Origin of the sequence: Bartonella sp. TT110JLCBS, from assembly GCF_042193405.1 — a bacterium.
In the GTDB taxonomy this organism is placed as follows: Bacteria; Pseudomonadota; Alphaproteobacteria; order Rhizobiales; family Rhizobiaceae; genus Bartonella.
The window spans coordinates 1-21,447 of sequence record NZ_JBHILT010000015.1 but is presented as its reverse complement, the minus strand read 5'-3'; the positions used below and the strand labels follow the sequence as shown (position 1 = coordinate 21,447).

The window sequence follows — 21,447 nt, the reverse complement described above, 5'->3', positions numbered from 1 at the left end:
TTTAACTCTCGTCTTCGCTATGCATGTTAGAAGACTCTGGCATCACTCCATCAGATGAATTGGTGATGACGACATCACCCTCGTTAAGTCCTGAAATAATCTCTGCCATAACCTTATTATTCAACCCAACGCTCACCTGTTTAGTAACCACTTTATTTTCCCCCACCAAAACAGAAACCCATGCTTTACGCTCTCTTGTCTCATCGCGTAAAGCATCACTTGGAACCAACAAGACATTCTGCGCGCGCCCTAAGATAATATGAACTTGAGCAGTCATATAGGTTCGCAAAAAATTGTCCGCATTATCAACATGTAAAATTCCATTGTAATAGATAGCCGATGATATTAAAGCACTAGAACCACCCACCATACCAGGATTAATACTCACATCAGCACGAATTTCTTCAGGAGCCGGCTCTACTTTTTCTAAAACGCCTTCATAACGACGCTGTGAATTACCTAAAACTGTAAAATAAAGTGGTTGTCCAGCTCGGACTTTAAGAACATCAGCTTCTGAGATTTGCGCCTTGATCGTCATCTTTGATAAATCACCCAAAATAACAATTGTTGGCGCCGACTGAACCGCATTCACATTCTGCCCTTCTTCCACAACTGTTGCCAAAACTGTTCCCGCTAAAGGGGCAGTGATGCGTGTATAACCTAAATTAACCTCTGCACTCTCCACATCAATTTGTGCTTGCACAATCTGCTGACGAAGTTGTTCAATTTGCGCCTCACGTATTTTCACCTGTGTCGCAACTTCATCGAAATTCGCCCGTGAAACCGCACGTGTTTCGATCATTTTTTTCTGACGTTCTAAATTTTTCTGAGCAAGAGAAAAATAGGCTTCTTGTTCTACCAAACTCGCATAATAATGTGATAATGCTGCTTTTTTTCTTTTTAAATCATTTTCCTGATCTGTAGGATCAATTTCTGCCAAGAGATCGCCTTCTTTCACCACACTCCCAGGGGAAACACGCATTGACACCACACGCCCTGTTGCACGCGCACCAACAGCCACCAACCGGTAAGGACGTACAAGACCTGAAGCTAAAACACTTTCCTCAATATCCCCACGCTTCACCACCGCTGTTATATAAGTTGGAGTAGATGTTCCAAAAAAAACAGAACGTAACCATAACAACGAGAAAATGAGAAATATAACAGTTAAAAAGAAGGAAAGTTTTTTGTGTTTTGTAATGAAATTTTTGAGTAAGTTTTTTTTCATTTCCCTACCTTTGCACGCGAACGAGGTGCATTATCAACAACTTCTGGACGCGATACATCAACAACGCCATCCCAGCCTCCCCCCAATGCTTTCATCAACGTGATATATTGCGTAACCAAAGAAACACGGCTATCTTTAAGCGCCATTTGTGCAGAATAATAAGAGCGATCAGCATTTAACAATTCAAGAAAACTAGTATTTCCATTCTCAAAAAGACTCCGTGAAAGTTTTAAGGAATGAAGAGAAGCTTTATTCGCAACGATTAGCTTTTCTAAGCGTTGATGTTCCTTCGTTAATCTTACAAGCGCATTTTCTACATCTTCTAAAGCCTCCAACACAGCAGCTCGATAAGTAATAAAAGCTTGATCACGCTGCGCGCGCGCTACCGCAATAGAAGCCTCGACCTGACCTCCATTAAAAAGAGGAAAACGAAGACCAGGTCCAAAAGACCAGCCAATCGTTGAATTTTTCCATAATTGATCAATTGCCGTTGCTGCTGTCGAAATATTACCTGTTAAAGTAAGTGATGGATAACGATCTGCTTCACGTTGACCAATCCGTGCTGTCGCTTGCGCATATTGACGCTCTGCCCGTCGTAAATCCGGACGTGTTAACAAAATATCGGCTGGAATTCCTGCTGGTATCGGCCAGTGTGGTTGTGGAATCTTTGCATGCTTAGCATTTTTTTGTAAAAGATCTTTCAATGCCGTAGGCACACGACCAGTTAAGACAGAAAGGCGATGAACGCTCATTGCTAAATTTGCTTCCATCTGTGATATATCTGCTTCTGTATTTGCCATTTGTGCTTGCGCATTTGAAACATCAAGCTCTGAAACATCACCAGCTTTTAATCTAGTGCGCATCAGTTCATAAGTTTTACGTTGTGATACAGCAATTTGCCGCACAATCAACAACTTTTGTTGCCAACCACGCATTTGCACATAATTTGTTGCCACATCTCCAAGTAATGTCACCATGGTAGCGCGCATATCTTCCACAGCCGCATCAAGGCCATAACGCGCTGCTTCAACCGCACGTTTATGCCCACCAAAAAAATCCAGCTCCCAGCTTGCATCAAAACCACTACTATACTGGTTTAACAATGCATCAGACTGTCCAGAACGACTACGGGTTCCTGAAATTGAATTGGATACATTTGGTAAAAGAGTTCCCACAACCTGCCCTAACCCCGCACGCGCCTCACGTACCCGAGCTTTGGCAACAGCGACATTATTATTTCCAGAAATCGCGTAATCCATTAATGCATCTAGAACAGGATCATTCAAACGCCGCCACCAACCGGCAAGCGCAACCGGCTGCCCTGCAGTCTGTGCAGATTTTTCTCCCCAAACTGCTGGAACACGAAAAGATGTTTTCTGGTAATTAGGACCAACCATACATCCTGACAAAAGCAAACACAACAAGACACTAGAAAATAATCCACGAGAAGCGCCCCATTTAAGATTTCTGATATACATCCAGTCTTCCGCATTCTTTCAGAATCATTATTTAATATTAATACTTTATTTACCTCTTATTTCAAACTTGACGTGAAAAATCAAATACAGTTTGCACAGGAATATGATCTGAAGGACGGTCCCATCCGCGCGCATCACGAAAAATAGAAAGATCTACAACAAAAGGGGCTAAATCTTGAGAAGACCAAACATGATCAAGCCGCCGCCCATAATCGGTAAATGCCCAATCGCGAGCACGATAACTCCACCATGTGTAAAGCTTGGTAGGAACAGGAATATGCAACCGCATCAGATCAACCCATCCACCTTGACAACACAAATCCTGTAAACGCTCGGTTTCAATGGGAGTATGGCTTACAACCTTCAACAATTGCTGATGAGACCAAACATCCTCTGCCAAAGGAGCAATATTTAAATCTCCCACCAAAAGAGAAGAAAGACCATCGCCTTGATCCGCACGAATGGAGGACATTTCTTCTAAAAAATCAAGCTTATGACGAAATTTTTCATTCACATCAGCATCAGGGATATCTCCCCCAGCAGGAACATAAAAATTATGAATCCGCAAACTTCTCCCATGGGCTTCCACAATAACTGAGATATAACGGCAATCTTGGTTTTGACAAAAAAAACGTTTTTCTACCTTTTTAAAAGGCAAACGAGAAACAATAGCCACCCCGTTATAAGATTTTTGTCCACTCAATGCGATATGCTTATAACCCGCTGCTTCAAAAGCCTCCACTGGAAATAAAGCATCTGGACATTTTGTTTCCTGTAGACACAAAATATCTGCGGAAAAGAGTTCCAAATACTGAAAAACTTGTGCAAGACGCAAACGAATAGAATTAATATTCCAAGTCGCAATACGAAAGAACATTTGTTTTAATCCAAATAACGTAACACTCTTTCTTCATTTTTTCGAAGGAAGCGTGAACATCCCATTAGCGAACCGGACGTCTGTCCGAACATTCATAACCTGCACAGTAGTTTCCAAATTTTGTTGGTCAACAATTGTCCACTGCCGCAAAGCAGAGCCTTTAGAATCAAAAACCATCCTTATTTGCCCTGCCCCAATCGTTTTATCACGCAGAACAATCGTTACAGCCCCTGGATCTTCACGAAATGCCAACAAGCGCCCAGAAGATACATCAATTTTATCATCCAACAAAAACTTCATTGGCGTTTGCGAAAGTTGTGAAAAGTTCCAAGTATTCAAAGCCCGATTGTTAATACCCACAAATTGGCCATCTGCAATAATTTGTAAAGGTATTTTTTTGTAAATGAAACGAATTTTCCCTGGGCGCTCTAAATAAAATGTCCCCTGAGACATTTTTCCCTTTGGACTAAACTGAATAAAATCACCTGTCATTGTTTTGATTGCCGCAAAGTGATTCACAACATTTTGCGCCTTTATCACTTTATTAGATGCTTGCGAAAAAACAGGAAAAGTAAAACACCAAAAGATAATAATTCCCACCAACCCAAAGACTCTTCTTTGCAGTAAAAAAGACGTTTTCATAAAAAATGCTCCCAAGCAATACTTAATTGACTTTATAATTCATAACTTAAGTAATCAACGATGAATAAATACCTTTCTTTATAAGATAAAGATATTGTTTGAAAAAACTATCAAAAGATTTTTAAGAGTATTCTTCTTCGACAGTCTCCAAAACTTTTCACTTACCCATATCATTTGCTGGACTAATGATGCCTTCTTCTTCCATCCTTTCAATCAATGTTGCGGCACGGTTATAACCAATGCCTAAACGACATTGAATATAAGAAGTTGAAGCCTTACGATCACGAAGCACAATAGCAACAGCTTGACAATAGAGATCATCTGCTAAAGAAACATCCCTCTTTATTTCTTGCGGTATCGTTTCCAAATAATCAGTCTGCGTTTAAGTTTCCGAAAGCATCCAAATTTCCTGCTTTTCTAAACGCATAATATATTCTTTTCCACCCCTAATCTATGAAGCAACATAAATTATAGTCAAGACATAATGGATTAAGGACTAAACATATTACTCGCAAACCTGAAAGCTCTTTTAAGTATCAAAAATACTTTTTTGACTTCCTTCTCACCCAAAAGAATAAAAATTTTCACCAGAACCGCTCTGTAAACAGTTTGGAGTTTAGCAAATTTCACTTAACTTCCCACCCAATATAATTCATTTATATTAAGAATCGACAGATCAGCCTTGCCCTAAATATTGAGAGCGCACTTAAAAAGACACTTAAATACCAAACCTTACATGCTTTTACCCCCCTCTACACTCGCAATGACATTATTTTATACCAAGATATTGATTTATAATAATTTATCTTTTTAACTTAAATCATAACGCCAAATACAATAAGATTCTCTCATCACATACTCTCTCATATTGAATCAATTCAAATCATTTGCTTGCACGTTACAAGCAAGGTTGGTGTATGGATAAAAGTTATATAAGATAAAGAATCCCTTACAAGAAGTCTCAAGTACCAAAGAGCTATCGCAAATTGAGAGCTGGTATATGAAAATGCAGACTTTCTACGATACAATAGGATAAACACTTGTTTTACAAGGTATTATAAAAAACAACTATCAAGATTTTCAAAAGCGTTCTTCTTCAGCCGGCACTAAAATTTCTCGTTTCCCTGCGTGATTTGCTGGACTAATGATACCTTCTTCTTCCATCCTCTCAATCAATGTCGCAGCACGGTTATAACCAATGCCTAAACGGCGTTGAATATAAGAGGTCGAGGCCTTACGATCACGAAGCACAATAGCAACAGCTTGACTATAGGGATCATCTTCTGAAGGAGAAGATAAAGAAACATCAGCACCATCCTCTTCAACTTCTTGCGTAATTGTTTCTAAATAATCAGGTCGTGCTTGCGCTTTGAGATGCGCAACAACCTGCTCCACTTCATCATCCGCAACAAAAGGCCCATGCACACGCTGAATACGTCCTCCTCCCATCATAAAGAGCATATCTCCTTGTCCCAATAATTGCTCGGCCCCCTGTTCGCCTAAAATTGTTCGACTATCGATTTTTGAACTCACAGAAAAAGAAATACGTGTAGGAAAATTGGCTTTAATCGTCCCAGTAATAACATCGACGGAAGGACGCTGTGTCGCCATAATTACATGGATACCGGCAGCACGTGCCATTTGTGCTAAACGTTGAACCGCACCTTCAATATCTTTACCAGCAACCATCATCAAATCAGCCATTTCATCAATAATAACAACAATATATGGCATAGGACTAAAATCAAGTGTTTCCGTTTCATAAAGAGGCTCACCAGTCTCATGATCAAATCCAACTTGAATTGTCCGCACCATTGTCTCTCCCTGACTTGCAGCTTCCCTAAGACGTGCATTAAACCCATCAATATTACGAACGCCTAGTTTTGACATTTTACTATAGCGCTCTTCCATTTCACGAACAGCCCACTTTAAAGCAATCACGGCTTTTTTAGGATCTGTCACCACGGGTGTTAGTAAATGGGGAATGCCATCATAAACCGAAAGCTCAAGCATTTTCGGGTCCACCATAATGAGACGACATTGTTCAGGTGTCATACGATAAAGCAATGATAAAATCATTGTATTGATAGCAACAGACTTTCCCGATCCTGTTGTACCAGCAACCAAAAGATGGGGCATTTTTGCTAAATCTGCAACAACAGCTTCCCCCCCGATTGTCTTACCCAAAGCAAGTCCTAGCTTGGCTTTGCTGTCAATAAATTCTTGCGCCTGCAACATTTCTCGTAAATAAACCATCTCACGATTTGCATTAGGCAATTCTATTCCAATAACATTACGTCCTGGAACCACCGCAACACGCGCTGAAATAGCACGCATCGAGCGTGCAATATCATCTGCCAAACCAATGATACGGGAAGACTTAATGCCTGCAGCCGGTTCAAATTCATACAAAGTTACTACCGGTCCAGGACAAGCATCTATAATTTTTCCTTTGACCCCAAAATCTAACAAAACCCCTTCAAGTTCCTGAGAATTTGCTCTTAAAACAGCAGGAGAAAGTTTTGCATCCCTAACAGACGGTGGTGGAACCGAAAGATAATCTACAAGAGGAAGAACAAAACCACCCTTTGAAGAAGCTGTTAAAGACTTTCGATTTTTACTAGGAGAAACATAGGTTTTATTTTGATTTTGATTTTCCTTATACTTTACTTTTTCACCCAAAAAAGTTGGCTCAATCCGATCAAATGGCTTTCCTTGCCCTTTACTCTGAAAACGCCTTTTGAAATTGAATAAACGAAAAAAACGCGCTTGTAAAAAATAAAAAAGATGCAAAAGAGCGCCACAAGTTGTCGCAAAAAAACCATGATTTTTACGATCCTCCTCTGCGGCATATTCCGTATCTTCTTCCAACTCAAAGACTGGATTAATGATTTCGTCTTTTGGAATGCTTTTTTCTTTTCTTTTCTTTGTTCGACGCCGCCATATCACATTGCCAGCAAAAGCAGCGGTGAAAAAACCTAAAAGAATAAAAACAACACTGAAAAACACCGTGTAAGGAGGAGAAAGAAAAAGAGGAAAGACTGAAGAAACAACACTTAAAACTTTATCTCCTAAAACCCCTCCCAATCCCATTGGCAATGGCCAATAAGTAAAAGAAGCAACAGGAGACATAAGGGCAAAAGCAATTAAAAACCAAATCGTTGATAGCACCCATAAAAAAAAGCGCAAAGTCAAATTGTAGATATTCTTTTGCGCCAACAAGAGAAAAGACCAAAATAACGGTGGCAACAAAACAGAAAGACTTGCCAAGCCAAAAAACTGCATAATAAAATCTGAAAAAACTGCCCCCATCCACCCCATAAGGTTTGTAACCTCATTTGTACTTGCATGGGTTAAAGATGGGTCCGCAACATTCCACGTCGCCAAAGCAAACACACAAAAAATAATAAAGCCCAAAAGCCCAAGCCCAATAAATACCCCTATCTGACGTAAAAACATCTCAATAAGACGCGAACCTTGAGAATTTCGCACTTCTAATGAATCATAAGGAGAAGAACTTCGGTGCATCTATCAATTCCAAATACAAAACTTTCATATTTTAAAGAGTTATAACTCCCTCTCTCTCTTAAAAAGGATAAGGCTTAAACTCTGTGCCGATTTGTAAACAAATAGCCTGTAAACAATCCGACTTCTTATCTAGCGCGTTCTACCTTCTAACCACTTCATATCATTCATATACCACCACCCTAAGAGACAATCCTTCATAAGGCGCACAAAAGCTCTCCCTGAATATTTATCAAACGATCAACCAAAAAACACCTCATGTGTAAAATGTTACATGGGTGCTATAAGCACCTTCCTAAACAGATGATGTTTTTTACGCTACATCATGATAACGGCAAAATATGAATACTGTTTTAACCATCACGAATGACCACAATTTTTTATCTATCATACTAACGAAATGTCCCCCTTCAGGACAGGCATACTGAAGTAACTCACACAACTTAAAAAATACATGACCATCTTTGTTTATTTTTAGTTTTCTTTTTTATCAACCAAGTGTAAAAAGAATTGAAGAAGATATTCAAAAAAGCTTATCCGATAAATCTGTAAGATGAATCACATAAATGATTAAGCAGAAAAACTCTGAAAAACCAATCTGTCATCAGATTGGCGCCAAAAAGAAACCTCGTTTTTGTAAAGCAGAGAGAAAAGTAAAAGTTAAGATATTTTAGGCAATGTAAAAAGATATTCTTTTTAAAAGAAAGCAAACTGTAAACAATGGAAGAAGTATTGTGTGTTCTAATCGCAATAAAGACGTACAACCCAATAAAAAAATTAAATCTCATAAAACTAAACAATGTGATCTGCTCATTGCCGGAGGGGCAGCTGTCGGTTTAACCTTAGCGATAGCACTCAAGCAAACAGCCCCTAATCTGAAAATAAAAATCGTTGATGCTGCTCCACAAGGAGATCCCCCTGCTTCTAACATACGAACCATTGCCCTTGCTGCTGCTTCTATTCGTATGTTAAAACAATTACAATGTTGGGAACCTATAAAACCCTATGCGCAACCCATTCATTCAATGATCATCACAGATACAAACACAAGTGATCCTGTCAAACCCACTCTTTTAACCTTTGAAGGCGACATTAACCCGGGTGAACCCTTTGCTGCTATGGTAGAGCATAGAGAACTCATCAACACTTTAAAAAAACGTGTCAAAGATCTCAATATCCCTGTTATTGCAAACACGCGTGTCATTGATTTTCATCAAGAAGACCAACATACAACCGTCACTTTAAATAATGAAGAGGTTTGGCAAACAAAATTGCTGATTGCAGCTGACGGAGCCCATTCGAAATTACGCCAAAAAGCAGGTCTTAAAAACTTTTCTCATCCCTATAAACAAACAGCAATCATCTGCACAGTTGAACATGAAAAACCCCATAATGGTCAAGCAATTCAACATTTTTTACCTGCTGGTCCTTTTGCTCTTCTCCCTCTCAAAGGCAACCGATCCGCTATTGTGTGGAATGAAGATCATAGAACTGCGCAATATTATCTTAAAGCTGATGCACTTATTTTTGAAACAGAACTCGAAAGACGCATTGGCCATCGATTAGGTAAACTCTCTTGGGATGGCGAACGTCAAGCTTTTCCTTTGAGCCTTTCTTTAACACGTCAATGCATTAAACCACGTTTTGCTCTTGTTGGCGATGCCGCCCATACCATCCACCCCATTGCAGGACAAGGACTCAATTTAGGATTACGCGATAGCGCTGCGCTGGCTGAAGTGATTATTGAAACAGCACGACTAGGTCTTGATATTGGCTCCCTCATAGCTTTAGAGCGCTATCAAAGCTGGAGACGTTTTGAAATTGTCCGTATGGCTTTAAGCAATGATTGGCTTAATAAACTCTTTTCTAATGATAACCTTCTTTTAAGGATGCTCCGCGATACCGGCCTTGGAATCATTAATCAAGCACCAAAAATAAAAAAATACTTCATTCAAGAAGCTGCCGGACTCACTCCAAATGCCCCACGTCTTCTACACGGCTTCCCACTTTAAACAAAAATTCATACTATTTTATAACCTTTGCCTCCCTCCTTCAAAGAACAAAAAATTCCTATCTCATCTAATCTGTTTGCAAACCGGATTCCTGTCGAGTAATTTTCTCTTGCCTTCCTCCCCCCATATTTCACTCCACATAAGACTCGACAAGCAAGCTACATTTTAAGAATACTCACCATACACTGAAAAAAACATTTAATGTCTCAAAGAGGTTGCCTTATATCACCACACCTTTAAAGGAGCCATTTCACAGCATAATAAAATAAACAAGACATTTTAGCACACAACACTTTTCTTTATAAATAATAAATTCCTTGTTCTCATACTGAGTGAGAAATCTAAAGATCATAAAATACCCTTATTTCAAATCTCTCTACATGTTGAAGCAATCAAAATCATTCGCTTGCACATCACAAGCGAAAGTGTCGTATAAATAAAAACAATTAAACAAAGCGACAAAAGCCTCCCCCTCTCGAGAACTAAGGACTTTAGCAACATTGGAGGCGAGTAAAGTGTGTAATGGCACAGACTCACTTTTTATTGAAGCAAAAATGGTGGTGTACAATGGACTTTATATGCTCATAGAGACTTTTACGTTATACTATTCACGAGAAGCGCTATAAAATAAGCTTAGTTGCATTGAAAAATTTTTCTTAAAAAAGCGCGTAAATTGGAAACACAAATGCATTCCGTTTGGGACATTTTGTTTCTCAGACAAACCCTTTAATTTATTGTGGAATACCACACAATTTTAGAAAAAATATTCCGATATATAACAAAGTGTTCCGCACTCTATACCATCACACACAATTGTAAACCTGCATACCCCCCCTATTTCACACCATAAAAGAAGATAAACCGCAATAGAAATGATCCAATCCTTTTATTTTCAAATACACTCTTTATTCATTATTCATAAACGCTCATATAATGAATTTTAATCACAAACGCTCAGAAATATGTCATAAATTTAAAACCCATGACAGCCATAGAAATTTTCCATTTTTCTACACACTCACTCATCCCAATGAACGATAAATAAAGCAAATGCCTCATATATAATCTTACAGAAAAAAGACCAAACAAAATCTATAACATCAGGCTTGTTCTACAGAACAGTATTTCAAAAATATAAGTATGCTAATTTATTAACATATTAATTGATAAAATTATCATTTTACATATTGAGTTAAAATCCCTATGCAATAAATTATTCTCATTTCGACCATTTTTGTAAATAATCAATAAAACTCTTTATTTACATAGACTAAAAAGAGCAACGTTAATGAAACGATAAAAAGAAGTAAAATACCCCCCTCTCTCACATGCCAAAAGCAATTACAATATTTCAACCTGGCATCATCATTATGCTTGCCAGATTATGCCAACAAGACCTTTTGCATTTAAATAAATTTGTTCACGCTCCCTATTGTTGTATTTGGTAACTCAATACTTTAATATATTTGTTCAGTATGTTTATACAATCAAATTACCCAAAAGAGCATACTTCTTGCATTTACATTCCTTAGTATTCCCTTATCTTGTAAATATCGCACACGTATTACGTTACTTCGAGTTCATCAAGTGTATACCCATTCTCCAACCACTCTTTAATCCACTTAGGTCTACGTCCACGCCCATTCCATAATTCCCATTGGTTATTGGGATTTCTATAATGGCGCTCTTTGCTCACAAGATCAGCGATATCAATTCCATGGGCATTAGCAATTTCAAGAATTTTTCGTCGCGCATTTTGCTTTTCCTTTGCTTGCCGTTTTTTTAATTCCACATCGATTTGTGTACGCATCTCTTGTAGCTCATCAAAATTCATATTTTTGAGATCATTCACCTTAATTACTCCCCTTGCAAAAAAGAATTTCTTTTTGCCATATTTTAAACACAATTATAGACAACTTTTGCCCATTTATTATCGAAATTAAAATTACGATACATATATCACTTTGACGGAGATGTGCTTTGAGCCACAAAGAACTGTTTATTGGTATATCAATTACCACCACTGCATCTTTTTTCAGTTCAATTGCAGGAACTACTAAATGCAGTGCTCAAACACCATCACACCTCTCTGACTCTCATGAATCAGTAGTCAAAAGTAAATATAAATCGTCACTCTATAAGTTATGGCAATACGCAACAAAGAACAAGCCCTCTCTGTATAATGATAGTGTAGTTCATTATGACAATAAAATCTCCCCTCATACACAACGGCTTTTTACTTCGTATAAATTTTTTTTGAAAAGATTTTTGCAACGAGAGAATTATATAAAACAAGCAGCTTCAACACAGTATCAAAGATTATTATTTTTAAAAAGCAGCGTCTTTTTTCGTGATTCCAATAATATTGGTTGGCGTAATGTGCTCTATTTTATTCCACACTTTTATCGTGTTGGTTGGATATTCGCATATATTAGAAATATTCTTAAAAGAGAACAAAGCAATAATCACAAGGAATATTCTAAGCTAAACAATCTCATTCTGCAAATTTATAAAATCAAAAGACAACGAGAAAAAGCACCACAAAGCATTAGCATTTGTATTAATAAAATTCTTCATAATAAGGTGTATTGCTAATGATTGTTCCAGATTTTACATTTTTTGCTGCTGCATACATATCCAATACGCCCCCCATAACATTTTCAGTTACTGCCGAACAAGAAGCGCGGGACAATGTTTATGTAACAGATGATAAAGATAACTTCTTCTATCAATCATCTCAGCTTAAGGAAACAATTGCAACAGCTGAACAGAGTGAACATAATTTTAACATAATTTTAGGGCAAATAGATGTTGGAAATGTGAAATTGTTTTCTCTTTTTGATGCATTTGATTTTTGCAGAAATCTTACAGCTGTACAAAGTGCTTTAACTTACTGCTATGAACAAACAACATCAAAGTGCATCTTTGAAAAAGCGACTTTGCAGTCTGTGCTGAATTTTTACAATACAGAAAACTCAAACCACACCCGTATGCAAAAAGTTACTTCATATATTGGAGTAAATGCTGCTGTACGAGGAAATGAAGACTTGCAGGAGCCTGTAAAGCTTAAAAAAGAAGAACCAGAACAGACAACTAAAGTAGATTCTCTTCCTCTTTCTTCAAAAGGAGAAGAAGATGCATTTACACATAAAGAAAGTAGCGCCCGCGATGCTTTTTCAGCTGAAGATTTTTCTTCATCGAGAAGATCGCTAGAGTGACGACTGATATTTTCACGAAACCCCAGAATTTTGATAGGATATTATAATGAAAGGTAGATAAGAAAATGTTAAAGCTCTAATTAGTAAGATTGAACAAAATCTCTTCTAATTGAGGGCAAAGATAATGAAAATGATAGAACAAAACAGCGTTGATATAGCATTTAGTCAAAAAGCAGCACGTGAAATTACAGTCGTGATGCTTTCAGAAAGGGAATGGTATTTCACGTTTATTTCCGACGATCCAATCACCGGAAAGCCAAATAAATATACGTTACTTACACAAAGAGGAAAACTAAGAACTTGGGCTGATCCAAAATATCTTTTTAAGTTTCTTCATGAACGAGGGGTCATTTGTGGGAGTTTTAATCTTAATCAGGATAAAGAACATGAAACAATTAAATATTCTTCACACAACAGCTCGTAATAAAACTGCTGCATTTTCTGCAGCTTTAACCGTATTTTTTATGACCAATCCTGTGTATGCTCAAAAATTAACAACTGCAAAAACTGCTTTAGAAAAACTCCGTGATGACTTAAAGCTACTTATCCCTATCGCTGCTGCTGTTATACTTTTGTGCTTAGCAATTGCTTATGCAGGGCGCTACATCGGAAAAGATACATTCGTACGGTGGGCAATCGGGGTCGTTATCGCTGGTTCAGCAGCTGAACTTGCTAAAATGTTGTTCCAAGGCCCATGAAAATGACTATTAAAGTCATGCAGTATAAAATGTCTTTTTATTCTAAAGAAAAATCTAAATTGAGATAAATAATATGAAACAATCAAAAATTCCTCAAACAATAATTCGAAATAAAATTACTAAAACCTCTGCAGCCTTAACTGTATTTTTTATGGCCAATCCTGTGTTAGCCCAAGCAGTAGTTTTAACTCCTGCAAAAACTGCTTTAGAGGCACTCCAAACAGACTTGAAGGTGATTATTCCTATTGCTGCTGCTGTTATACTTTTGTGCTTAGCAATTGCTTATGCAGGGCGCTATATCGGAAAAGATACATTTGTACGATGGGGAATCGGGGTCGTTATCGCTGGTTCAGCAGCTGAACTTGCTAAAATGCTATTCCCGTAACCGTAATGAGAATGATTATTAAAGTCATGCAGTATAAAATGTCTTTTTATTCTAAAGAGAAATCTAAATTGAGATAAAAATATGAAAAAATCAAATATCCTTCAAAGAATAATTCATAATAAAACTATTAAAAACTCTGTAGCTTTAGCTGTATTTTTTATGGCCAATCCTGTGTTAGCCCAAGCAGCAGTTTTAAAGCCTGCAAATGACGCTTTAACAGCACTCCAAACAGACTTGAAAACGATTATCCCTCTTGCTGCTGCCGTAATACTCTTGTGCTTAGCAATTGGTTATGCAGGTCGCTACATCGGAAAAGATACATTTGTACGATGGGGAATCGGGGTCGTTATCGCTGGTTCAGCAGCTGAACTTGCTAACATGTTGTTCAAAGGCCCATGAAAATGACTATTAAAGTCATGCTGTATAAAATATCTTTTTATTCTAAATAGAAATCTAAATTGAGACAATCAATATGAGACAATCGAAAATTCTTCAAACAATAATCTGGAATAAAGATACTAAAACCTCTGCAGCTTTAACTGTATTTTTTATGATACATCCCGTATGGGCCCAAGCACAAGGTTTAGATCCTGCAAAAAAAGCTTTAGAAGGACTCCAAAAAGATCTTATTGATAACATTATTCCTGTTGCTGCTGCTGTTATACTTTTGTGTTTAGCAATTGGTTACGCAGGACGCTACATTGAAAGGGATACGTTTATACGATGGGCAATCGGTGTTATCATCGCTGGATCAGCAACCCAACTTGCGAGCTTGTTATTTAAAGGTACAGTTAATTAAAATTTAAAGATGACAACTATAATACAAACTGTTATTTAAAATCTTAATGAGAGAAATATGCAAAAACTAATTAGTTTCCAATCAAAGAACAATAACAAAATCATCACATTTTCTGCAGCTTTAACTGTATTTTTTATGATACATCCCGTATGGGCCCAATCAAAAGGTTTAGAACCTGCAAAAAAAGCTTTAGACGAACTCCAAAAAGATCTTACTAATAATATTATTCCTGTTGCTTCTGCTGTGATTCTTTTATGCTTAGCAATTGGTTATGCTGGACGCTACATCGGAAAAGATACATTTATACGATGGGCAATCGGCGTTGTCATCGCTGGCTCAGCAACCCAACTGGCTCAGCTGTTATTCAAAGGTACAATTTAAAATTAAAGATGACAACTATAATACAAACTGTTATTTAAAATTTTAATGAGAGAAATATGCAAAAGTTAGTTAGCTTAAAATCGGAAAATAATAACAGAATTGCTGTAATTTCTGCAACTATAACTGCGTTTTTTATGGCCAATCCTGTGTATGCTCAAGCACAATTAAATAATGCGAAAACTGCTTTAGAGGCTTTACGGGACGACCTCATTAGCAACATTATTCCTATTGCCGCTGCTGTTATACTTTTGTGCCTAGCAATTGGTTACGCAGGACGTTACATTGAAAGGGATACATTTATACGATGGGCAGTTGGTGTTATTATCGCTGGCTCAGCAGTCCAACTTTCTAAGCTGTTATTCACAGGTACAGTTTAAAATTAACTATAGCAACATATAAAAATATTATTTAAACCTTAATGAGAGAAATATGCAAAAGTTAGTTAGCTTCAAATCGGAAAATAATAACAGAATTGCTGCAATTTCTGCAACTATAACTGCGTTTTTTATAACGCATCCCGCATATGCAAAAATAGAGAATGCTAGTAAAGCTTTAAAGGCTTTACAGGACGACCTCATTAAAAACATCATTCCTGTTGCTGCTGCTGTTATACTTTTGTGCTTAGCAATTGGTTACGCAGGACGTTACATTGAAAGGGATACATTCATACGATGGGCAGTTGGTGTTATTATCGCTGGCTCAGCAACCCAACTTGCTACAATGCTATTTACAGGTAAACCATAAATTAGTATAATACAAAATGTTTTTATAATTGAGGGTTCTTATATCTAATAATTATAAACATATAAAATACCACATGTTTTACAATAATAAATATAAAGTAATAAGATCATTAATTAAGAGTATAACATGAAACAATTCAATAATCTCCGATCAAAAAACAACAACAGAATCACAGCACTTTCTGCATCTATAAGTGTATTTTTTATAGCACATCCTGCATATGCAAAACTAAAAGCTGAAGATGCTTTAAATGCTCTAAAAAAAGATCTTATTGAGAACATTATTCCTATTGCCGCTGCTGTTATACTTTTGTGCTTAGCAATTGGTTACGCAGGACGTTACATTGAAAGGGATACATTTATACGATGGGCAGTTGGTGTTATCATCGCTGGATCAGCAACCCAACTTGCGAGCCTGTTATTCACAGGTCAACCATGAATTAGTATAATACATAATGTTTTTAAGATAAAAGTGCATCTAAATTATTAACATAATAAAATGCTATTCCGTTTATAATAGTCAATACAAAGCATTTATAAGAACTTAATAAGGGTACGGTATGCAAAAACTAATCAATCTTCAATCAAAAAATAACAACAGAATCATCGTAATTTCTGCAACTATAACTGCGTTTTTTACAACACATCCCGCATATGCAAAAATAGAGAATGCTAGTAAAGCTTTAGAAGCTCTAAAAAAAGATCTTATTGATCACATTATTCCTGTTGCTGCTGCTGTTATACTTTTGTGTTTAGCAATTGGTTACGCAGGACGTTACATTGAAAGGGATACATTTATACGATGGGCAGTTGGTGTTATCATCGCTGGATCAGCAACCCAACTTGCTACAATGCTATTTACAGGTAAGCCATGAATAAGTATAATACGTAATGTTTTTAATATTCGTCAATTATAGATTTTTACCAGTAATAATGTCGTTCATACTACGAAAAAAGGAATATTATTTATAGCAACTTTAATTAAAAGGGGATAAAAGATATGAAACAATTAAATACGCTTCAATCAAAAATATGTAAGATTAGTGCTATTGTTGTCACTTCAGTTATGTTATTAATAACTCAATCTGCATACGCTCAGACGGAAACAAAGAGTTTGGATGTTTTCATAGGGATGCAATATGGATTAAGTATAATTATTCCTATCGTTGCTGTTATCCTTCTTTTATTACTTTTGCTTATTTATATATTTCGCATCATCGCAAGAGCTACATTTATGCGATGGGCATTCAGTATCATTATTGCTGGTGCAGCTTTCTATATTAGCCACATATTATTTCACCTCCAGTGATGAGAACATTCCATGAAATCGCAAGAAAAAAAAGAATTCCCCCTATTCAAGGGAGCAACACGTGTTCCAACGATATGGGGTGTCCCCATGATGCCATTTATCGTTATGGTTATGGGGGTCGCTGTTATTGCTATGACAGTAAGTATCTTTTTGTGGATTATGGCACCTCCATTATGGTTCATTATGGTGCAAATTACTAAAAACGATGACAAGGCGTTTCGTATCTGGTGGTTATGGATCGATACTAAGTTTCGCAATCGCAACAAAGGTTTTTGGGGCGCATCAAGTTATAGTCCCTCTGATTATAGTAAAAGGAGATAAACATGACAGCTGTTGAAAGCAGCAAACGCCTTGCATCAGAGACACCTGTAAGCCTGTTTCTGCCTTATTCACATCATATTACAGATACGATTATTTCTACTAAAAATGCGGAATATTTGTCAATTTGGAAAATTGACGGGCGTTCGCATCAAAGCGCTTCAGAAGAAGATATTTTTCAATGGATAAAAGAGCTTAACAATACTCTACGGGGTCTTGCGTCGGCCAATTTATCATTTTGGACGCATATTGTGCGCCGCCGTGTTTATGAATATCCTGATTCAACATTTGATCAAATGTTTTGCTATCAACTTGATGAAAAATATCGGCAAAGTTTTACTGGTTATAATTTGATGGTCAATGATTTATATCTGACTGTCATTTTTCAACCGATAGCGGATAAAATTATGTCGTTCTTTTCTAAACATGAACGTGAAACGCTTGATCAAAAAAAGATGCGACAAGACACATGTATAAAAGAACTCAATGACATCAATCGTACTTTAGGCCAGTCTTTAAACCGTTACGGTGCAGAACTTCTTGGTGCTTATGAAAAAAATGGGCATGTTTATTCTTCTGCACTTGAGTTCCTTGGAATGCTTATCAATGGTGAATATCGCCCCATGCCAATTTGCCATGACCGTTTTGCTGACTACATGTCTATCAATCGACCTTTTTTCTCAAAATGGGGTGCTCTTGGTGAACTGCGAACAACCAGTGGAATGCGTCGATTTGGAATGCTGGAAATTAAAGAATATGATGCAACAACCAAACCAGGACAATTAAATGTTTTGTTGGAAAGTGACTTCGAGTTCGTATTGACGCAGAGCTTTTCGGTGCTCTCCCGACATGCTGCTAAAGATTATTTACAACGGCATCAGCGTAATCTGATTGATGCAAGAGATGTGGCAACGAGCCAAATTGAACAAATTGACGAAGCACTAAACCAGCTTATCAGTGGGCATTTTGTCATGGGAGAACATCACTGCACATTGACTATCTATGGTGATACAATACAACAAGTTCGCGACCATATGGCCAAAGCGAGTGCAGCATTATTAGACGTTGCGTTACTACCCAAACCTGTAGACTTGGCGATAGAGGCTGGCTATTGGGCACAACTTCCTGGCAATTGGAAATGGAGACCACGTCCTGCTCCGATTACATCATTGAACTTTTTATCATTTTCATCTTTTCATAATTTCATGTCAGGAAAACCCACTGGCAACCCATGGGGACCAGCTGTCACAATTCTTAAAACAACCAGTAAAACACCACTTTATTTCAATTTTCATGCCTCCAAACTTGAAGAAGACTCGACAGATAAACGTTTACTTGGTAATACCGCACTTATCGGACAATCTGGTTCCGGTAAAACCGTGTTACTCGGCTTTTTGTTAGCACAAGCACAAAAATTTAAGCCGACAACTGTTGTTTTTGATAAAGATCGTGGCATGGAAATTGCCATTCGGGCGATGGGTGGAAAATATTTAACATTTAAGCCAGGCAGGAGAAGTGGTTTCAATCCTTTCCAACTCCCACCTACACAAGAAAATCTGATTTTTCTGAAACAATTTGTTAAAAAATTAGCAGAAGCTGGTGGTGAGGTTACGCATCACGACGAGGAAGAAATTAATAAAGCGGTTATGTCTGTTATGAGCAGTAACATTGACCAATCACTTCGTCGTTTGTCCTTTCTGATACAATTTTTACCAAATCCACGTTTAAGTGACTATAATACTCATCCATCTGTTCATGCTCGCTTACTAAAATGGTGTGAAGGTGGTGATTATGGATGGTTATTTGATAATCCTCATGATGCTCTTGATCTCTCAACACATCAAGTTTACGGCTTTGATATCACAGAATTTTTAGATAATGTTGAAACTCGCACTCCAGTGATGATGTATTTGCTTTACCGCACAGAAGGCATGATTAGCGGACAGCGATTTATGTATATCTTTGATGAGTTTTGGAAACCTTTGCAAGATCCGTACTTTGAGGATTTAGCGAAAAATAAACAAAAGACGATCCGTAAACAAAATGGTATTTTTGTTTATGCAACACAAGAGCCTAGCGATGCCTTGGAAAGTAATATTGCTAAAACACTCATTCAACAGTGTGCAACTTACATTTTTCTAGCCAACCCCAAAGCAAACTATGAAGATTATACAAAAGGCTTTAAACTAACAGATACCGAATTTGAACTCGTTAAAGGACTTGGTGAGTTTAGTCGCCAATTCCTCATTAAGCAGGGTGATCAATCTGCGCTTGCAGAACTGAATCTTGGTAAATTCCATCTGACTCGCGATGGAAGAAACATCGAACACGACTTTAGTGACGAGCTCTTGGTGTTATCAGGTACACCTGATAATGCAGAGTTAGCCGAAAGCATTATCGCGGAAGTTGGTGATGATCCAGCAATATGGTTACCAATTTTCTTACAGCACGCAAAAAATGACAGGAGGGAAACATGAAAAAAAAGGTCATTTCAATAGTAGTTGTAATAACTTTAGGGATTCCAAACCCAGCAATGGCTTGGGTTTGGGGCGCTGGAGCGGCAGATTTGGGAGCATCAATTCCAACGACATGGCCCAATTTTTTTGGAGGTTCATCTTCAAATACATCAAAGACTAAAAAAACTCCACAACAAAAGAAAGCTCTATCTGATGCCCAATTTCTCGATACACTAAAAAAACAACTTGAGGAAACAAAAAAGATACGCGAATCTATAACGGGAAGCCAAAAATTCGATATTAAAAACCTTAAAAGTGCACAAACAGATCACAGCAGTTTTTTTCTCAAAAATCCAGAGAATCTCTACAATAGAAATAAAACTTCTGCTCTATCTACATCACTTGAAAATATTTTAAAAGAAGAAGAAATTCCTATCTCTGTCCATGAATCTAGCAGTTTTATCAACAAGCGTAGCCAATATGCAGCCGTCACTGATAAAGCCGTAAGTTTAAAGACTTTCGAAGAAGCAAACAATCGTTTTCAGCAAATTGAAGAACTATTAAACGAAATCAAGACAACAAAAGATCTAAAAAGTATTGCTGAGTTACAAGCATATATAATTGGAATGCTCGCTAAGCTACAAAATGAAACAGCAAAACTACAAATGGTCGCACATTTACGCAACGCTGAACATGCACTTATCAAACAGCAGAAGGACAAACATAACATAAAAATTTTAAATAGTAAAAACACGAAAATGCCTACCATAAGATTTATTAGATAAAGCTTTTTGTAACAATATTTCGTTGTATTATTTTTCTTGTATGCTCGTAAAAAGCAAAAGTTAATGCATAATATTCAGTTATCTCTCATAAACTGAAAAGGTCTACGAAATTTAATTCCATCCTAAAAAAATCAACGAAAAATGCTTAAAAATCATATAAAAAGTTGAAAATTCGTTAAAGAGGAATTGCCATGGACTTTACAGTGTTCACGCAACTTTTCACTAAAATTGATCAGATAACAAAAACATATGTCACGGATATTTCCTCAAAAACAATAGCTACAATTACACCCTTTGTTTTAATCGGTCTCACAATCGCCTTCATCATCTATGGTTGGCTCATCATTCGTGGCGCTATAGATATGCCTCTCTCCGGATTTGTAAATCGTTTCCTACGGATAAGTATTATTACTTCAATAGCTCTTACCACAGGACTTTATCAGAGTGAAATTGCGGATTTGATAACACAAATGCCCTATGAGTTATCAAAAGCACTCATAACAAATCCACTCAATGATACACAATTAATGAATTTACTGGACACAACAGCAACCAAAGGATTTCAATATGCAGGCCGTCTTTTCGAAGAAACC

At 37.2% G+C, this 21,447-nt stretch carries 24 protein-coding genes and 1 pseudogene; 18 read left to right on the top strand and 7 right to left on the bottom strand.

The window, feature by feature from the left end; all coding sequences use genetic code 11:
* Position 1: 1 nt before the first annotated feature.
* From ACFILW_RS07060 to ACFILW_RS07035, 6 genes and pseudogenes are all read right to left on the bottom strand, one after another.
* Positions 2 to 1,228 (bottom strand): efflux RND transporter periplasmic adaptor subunit, encoded by a 1,227-nt coding sequence (locus ACFILW_RS07060; RefSeq protein WP_375622506.1) that lies wholly within the window; start codon positions 1,226 to 1,228, stop codon positions 2 to 4.
* Complete coding sequence (locus ACFILW_RS07055) at positions 1,225 to 2,706, bottom strand: efflux transporter outer membrane subunit (protein ID WP_375622504.1); 1,482 nt, start codon at positions 2,704 to 2,706, stop codon at positions 1,225 to 1,227. The genes ACFILW_RS07060 and ACFILW_RS07055 overlap by 4 nt, the downstream gene beginning before the upstream one ends.
* 61 nt (positions 2,707 to 2,767) lie before the next feature.
* Positions 2,768 to 3,583: an exodeoxyribonuclease III gene (locus ACFILW_RS07050; RefSeq protein WP_375622502.1), complete on the bottom strand. Its 816-nt coding sequence runs from the start codon at positions 3,581 to 3,583 to the stop codon at positions 2,768 to 2,770.
* 33 nt (positions 3,584 to 3,616) lie between these two features.
* Positions 3,617 to 4,225, bottom strand: coding sequence for an outer membrane lipoprotein carrier protein LolA (locus tag ACFILW_RS07045; protein ID WP_375622500.1), 609 nt, complete (start codon positions 4,223 to 4,225; stop codon positions 3,617 to 3,619).
* A 157-nt stretch (positions 4,226 to 4,382) separates the two neighbouring features.
* Positions 4,383 to 4,598 (bottom strand): annotated as a pseudogene (locus ACFILW_RS07040) (DNA translocase FtsK); the annotation flags it as partial.
* A 707-nt stretch (positions 4,599 to 5,305) separates the two neighbouring features.
* Complete coding sequence (locus ACFILW_RS07035) at positions 5,306 to 7,753, bottom strand: DNA translocase FtsK 4TM domain-containing protein (protein WP_375685421.1); 2,448 nt, start codon at positions 7,751 to 7,753, stop codon at positions 5,306 to 5,308.
* A 731-nt stretch (positions 7,754 to 8,484) separates the two neighbouring features.
* Between ACFILW_RS07035 and ACFILW_RS07030 the strand changes: the two genes are divergently transcribed.
* Positions 8,485 to 9,762, top strand: a complete 1,278-nt coding sequence (locus ACFILW_RS07030) for a ubiquinone biosynthesis hydroxylase (RefSeq protein WP_375622496.1) — start codon at positions 8,485 to 8,487, stop codon at positions 9,760 to 9,762.
* 1,564 nt (positions 9,763 to 11,326) lie between these two features.
* Here the strand turns inward: ACFILW_RS07030 and ACFILW_RS07025 are convergent.
* A complete protein-coding gene (locus ACFILW_RS07025) occupies positions 11,327 to 11,614 on the bottom strand; it encodes an H-NS family nucleoid-associated regulatory protein (RefSeq protein ID WP_015857007.1) in 288 nt (95 codons plus the stop codon).
* A gap of 128 nt (positions 11,615 to 11,742) precedes the next feature.
* Between ACFILW_RS07025 and ACFILW_RS07020 the strand changes: the two genes are divergently transcribed.
* The 17 genes from ACFILW_RS07020 to ACFILW_RS06940 form a co-directional block, all read left to right on the top strand.
* Positions 11,743 to 12,357 carry a hypothetical protein gene (locus tag ACFILW_RS07020; RefSeq protein ID WP_375622494.1) on the top strand — a complete coding sequence of 205 codons (615 nt, stop codon included), beginning with the start codon at positions 11,743 to 11,745 and terminating at the stop codon, positions 12,355 to 12,357.
* Entirely contained in the window at positions 12,357 to 12,980 is a 624-nt protein-coding gene (locus ACFILW_RS07015) for a TrwN protein (RefSeq protein WP_375645950.1), read from the top strand. The genes ACFILW_RS07020 and ACFILW_RS07015 overlap by 1 nt, the downstream gene beginning before the upstream one ends.
* A gap of 124 nt (positions 12,981 to 13,104) precedes the next feature.
* Positions 13,105 to 13,404, top strand: coding sequence for a KorA family transcriptional regulator (gene korA / locus ACFILW_RS07010; RefSeq protein ID WP_015857010.1), 300 nt, complete (start codon positions 13,105 to 13,107; stop codon positions 13,402 to 13,404).
* Positions 13,367 to 13,678, top strand: a complete 312-nt coding sequence (trwL, locus tag ACFILW_RS07005; protein ID WP_375685420.1) for a VirB2 family type IV secretion system major pilin TrwL — start codon at positions 13,367 to 13,369, stop codon at positions 13,676 to 13,678. Before korA ends, trwL (ACFILW_RS07005) begins: the two co-directional genes overlap by 38 nt.
* Positions 13,679 to 13,751: 73 nt before the next feature.
* Positions 13,752 to 14,063: a VirB2 family type IV secretion system major pilin TrwL gene (gene trwL, locus ACFILW_RS07000; protein WP_375685419.1), complete on the top strand. Its 312-nt coding sequence runs from the start codon at positions 13,752 to 13,754 to the stop codon at positions 14,061 to 14,063.
* A gap of 81 nt (positions 14,064 to 14,144) precedes the next feature.
* Positions 14,145 to 14,462: a VirB2 family type IV secretion system major pilin TrwL gene (gene trwL / locus ACFILW_RS06995; protein WP_375685418.1), complete on the top strand. Its 318-nt coding sequence runs from the start codon at positions 14,145 to 14,147 to the stop codon at positions 14,460 to 14,462.
* A 73-nt stretch (positions 14,463 to 14,535) separates the two neighbouring features.
* A complete protein-coding gene (trwL, locus tag ACFILW_RS06990) occupies positions 14,536 to 14,862 on the top strand; it encodes a VirB2 family type IV secretion system major pilin TrwL (RefSeq protein WP_375685417.1) in 327 nt (108 codons plus the stop codon).
* Positions 14,863 to 14,919: 57 nt separating this feature from the next.
* Positions 14,920 to 15,243 (top strand): VirB2 family type IV secretion system major pilin TrwL, encoded by a 324-nt coding sequence (trwL, locus tag ACFILW_RS06985; protein ID WP_375685416.1) that lies wholly within the window; start codon positions 14,920 to 14,922, stop codon positions 15,241 to 15,243.
* Positions 15,244 to 15,299: 56 nt separating this feature from the next.
* The gene (trwL, locus tag ACFILW_RS06980) at positions 15,300 to 15,620 is read left to right on the top strand and encodes a VirB2 family type IV secretion system major pilin TrwL (RefSeq protein WP_375685415.1); all 321 of its coding nucleotides are present in this window, start codon (positions 15,300 to 15,302) and stop codon (positions 15,618 to 15,620) included.
* Positions 15,621 to 15,672: 52 nt separating this feature from the next.
* Positions 15,673 to 15,987: a VirB2 family type IV secretion system major pilin TrwL gene (trwL, locus tag ACFILW_RS06975; RefSeq protein ID WP_375685414.1), complete on the top strand. Its 315-nt coding sequence runs from the start codon at positions 15,673 to 15,675 to the stop codon at positions 15,985 to 15,987.
* Positions 15,988 to 16,113: 126 nt separating this feature from the next.
* Complete coding sequence (trwL, locus tag ACFILW_RS06970) at positions 16,114 to 16,425, top strand: VirB2 family type IV secretion system major pilin TrwL (RefSeq protein ID WP_375685413.1); 312 nt, start codon at positions 16,114 to 16,116, stop codon at positions 16,423 to 16,425.
* A gap of 121 nt (positions 16,426 to 16,546) precedes the next feature.
* Positions 16,547 to 16,861: a VirB2 family type IV secretion system major pilin TrwL gene (gene trwL / locus ACFILW_RS06965; RefSeq protein WP_375685412.1), complete on the top strand. Its 315-nt coding sequence runs from the start codon at positions 16,547 to 16,549 to the stop codon at positions 16,859 to 16,861.
* A 125-nt stretch (positions 16,862 to 16,986) separates the two neighbouring features.
* A complete protein-coding gene (locus tag ACFILW_RS06960) occupies positions 16,987 to 17,295 on the top strand; it encodes a conjugal transfer protein (RefSeq protein ID WP_375685411.1) in 309 nt (102 codons plus the stop codon).
* A 12-nt stretch (positions 17,296 to 17,307) separates the two neighbouring features.
* Positions 17,308 to 17,616 (top strand): type IV secretion system protein VirB3, encoded by a 309-nt coding sequence (locus ACFILW_RS06955; RefSeq protein WP_175869113.1) that lies wholly within the window; start codon positions 17,308 to 17,310, stop codon positions 17,614 to 17,616.
* A 2-nt stretch (positions 17,617 to 17,618) separates the two neighbouring features.
* Entirely contained in the window at positions 17,619 to 20,090 is a 2,472-nt protein-coding gene (locus tag ACFILW_RS06950; protein ID WP_375685410.1) for a VirB4 family type IV secretion/conjugal transfer ATPase, read from the top strand.
* Complete coding sequence (locus tag ACFILW_RS06945) at positions 20,087 to 20,854, top strand: type IV secretion system protein (RefSeq protein WP_375685409.1); 768 nt, start codon at positions 20,087 to 20,089, stop codon at positions 20,852 to 20,854. The genes ACFILW_RS06950 and ACFILW_RS06945 overlap by 4 nt, the downstream gene beginning before the upstream one ends.
* Before the next feature lie 191 nt (positions 20,855 to 21,045).
* Positions 21,046 to 21,447 (top strand): type IV secretion system protein (locus tag ACFILW_RS06940; RefSeq protein ID WP_375685408.1); only part of this gene is annotated, 402 nt, incomplete at its 3' end.

Bases quoted from the DNA above. Each gene is read 5' to 3' on its own strand.
- ACFILW_RS07045 (WP_375622500.1), bottom strand. From the start codon at position 4,225: ATGAAAACGTCTTTTTTACTGCAAAGAAGAGTCTTTGGGTTGGTGGGA.
- ACFILW_RS07035 (WP_375685421.1), bottom strand. From the start codon at position 7,753: ATGCACCGAAGTTCTTCTCCTTATGATTCATTAGAAGTGCGAAATTCT.
- trwL (WP_375685412.1), top strand. From the start codon at position 16,547: ATGCAAAAACTAATCAATCTTCAATCAAAAAATAACAACAGAATCATC.
- trwL (WP_375685413.1), top strand. From the start codon at position 16,114: ATGAAACAATTCAATAATCTCCGATCAAAAAACAACAACAGAATCACA.
- ACFILW_RS06960 (WP_375685411.1), top strand. From the start codon at position 16,987: ATGAAACAATTAAATACGCTTCAATCAAAAATATGTAAGATTAGTGCT.
- trwL (WP_375685418.1), top strand. From the start codon at position 14,145: ATGAAAAAATCAAATATCCTTCAAAGAATAATTCATAATAAAACTATT.
- trwL (WP_375685417.1), top strand. From the start codon at position 14,536: ATGAGACAATCGAAAATTCTTCAAACAATAATCTGGAATAAAGATACT.
- trwL (WP_375685415.1), top strand. From the start codon at position 15,300: ATGCAAAAGTTAGTTAGCTTAAAATCGGAAAATAATAACAGAATTGCT.
- ACFILW_RS06950 (WP_375685410.1), top strand. From the start codon at position 17,619: ATGACAGCTGTTGAAAGCAGCAAACGCCTTGCATCAGAGACACCTGTA.
- trwL (WP_375685416.1), top strand. From the start codon at position 14,920: ATGCAAAAACTAATTAGTTTCCAATCAAAGAACAATAACAAAATCATC.
- ACFILW_RS07060 (WP_375622506.1), bottom strand. From the start codon at position 1,228: ATGAAAAAAAACTTACTCAAAAATTTCATTACAAAACACAAAAAACTT.
- ACFILW_RS06945 (WP_375685409.1), top strand. From the start codon at position 20,087: ATGAAAAAAAAGGTCATTTCAATAGTAGTTGTAATAACTTTAGGGATT.
- trwL (WP_375685420.1), top strand. From the start codon at position 13,367: ATGAAACAATTAAATATTCTTCACACAACAGCTCGTAATAAAACTGCT.
- ACFILW_RS06955 (WP_175869113.1), top strand. From the start codon at position 17,308: ATGAAATCGCAAGAAAAAAAAGAATTCCCCCTATTCAAGGGAGCAACA.
- ACFILW_RS07015 (WP_375645950.1), top strand. From the start codon at position 12,357: ATGATTGTTCCAGATTTTACATTTTTTGCTGCTGCATACATATCCAAT.
- trwL (WP_375685414.1), top strand. From the start codon at position 15,673: ATGCAAAAGTTAGTTAGCTTCAAATCGGAAAATAATAACAGAATTGCT.
- korA (WP_015857010.1), top strand. From the start codon at position 13,105: ATGAAAATGATAGAACAAAACAGCGTTGATATAGCATTTAGTCAAAAA.
- ACFILW_RS07050 (WP_375622502.1), bottom strand. From the start codon at position 3,583: ATGTTCTTTCGTATTGCGACTTGGAATATTAATTCTATTCGTTTGCGT.
- trwL (WP_375685419.1), top strand. From the start codon at position 13,752: ATGAAACAATCAAAAATTCCTCAAACAATAATTCGAAATAAAATTACT.
- ACFILW_RS07055 (WP_375622504.1), bottom strand. From the start codon at position 2,706: ATGTATATCAGAAATCTTAAATGGGGCGCTTCTCGTGGATTATTTTCT.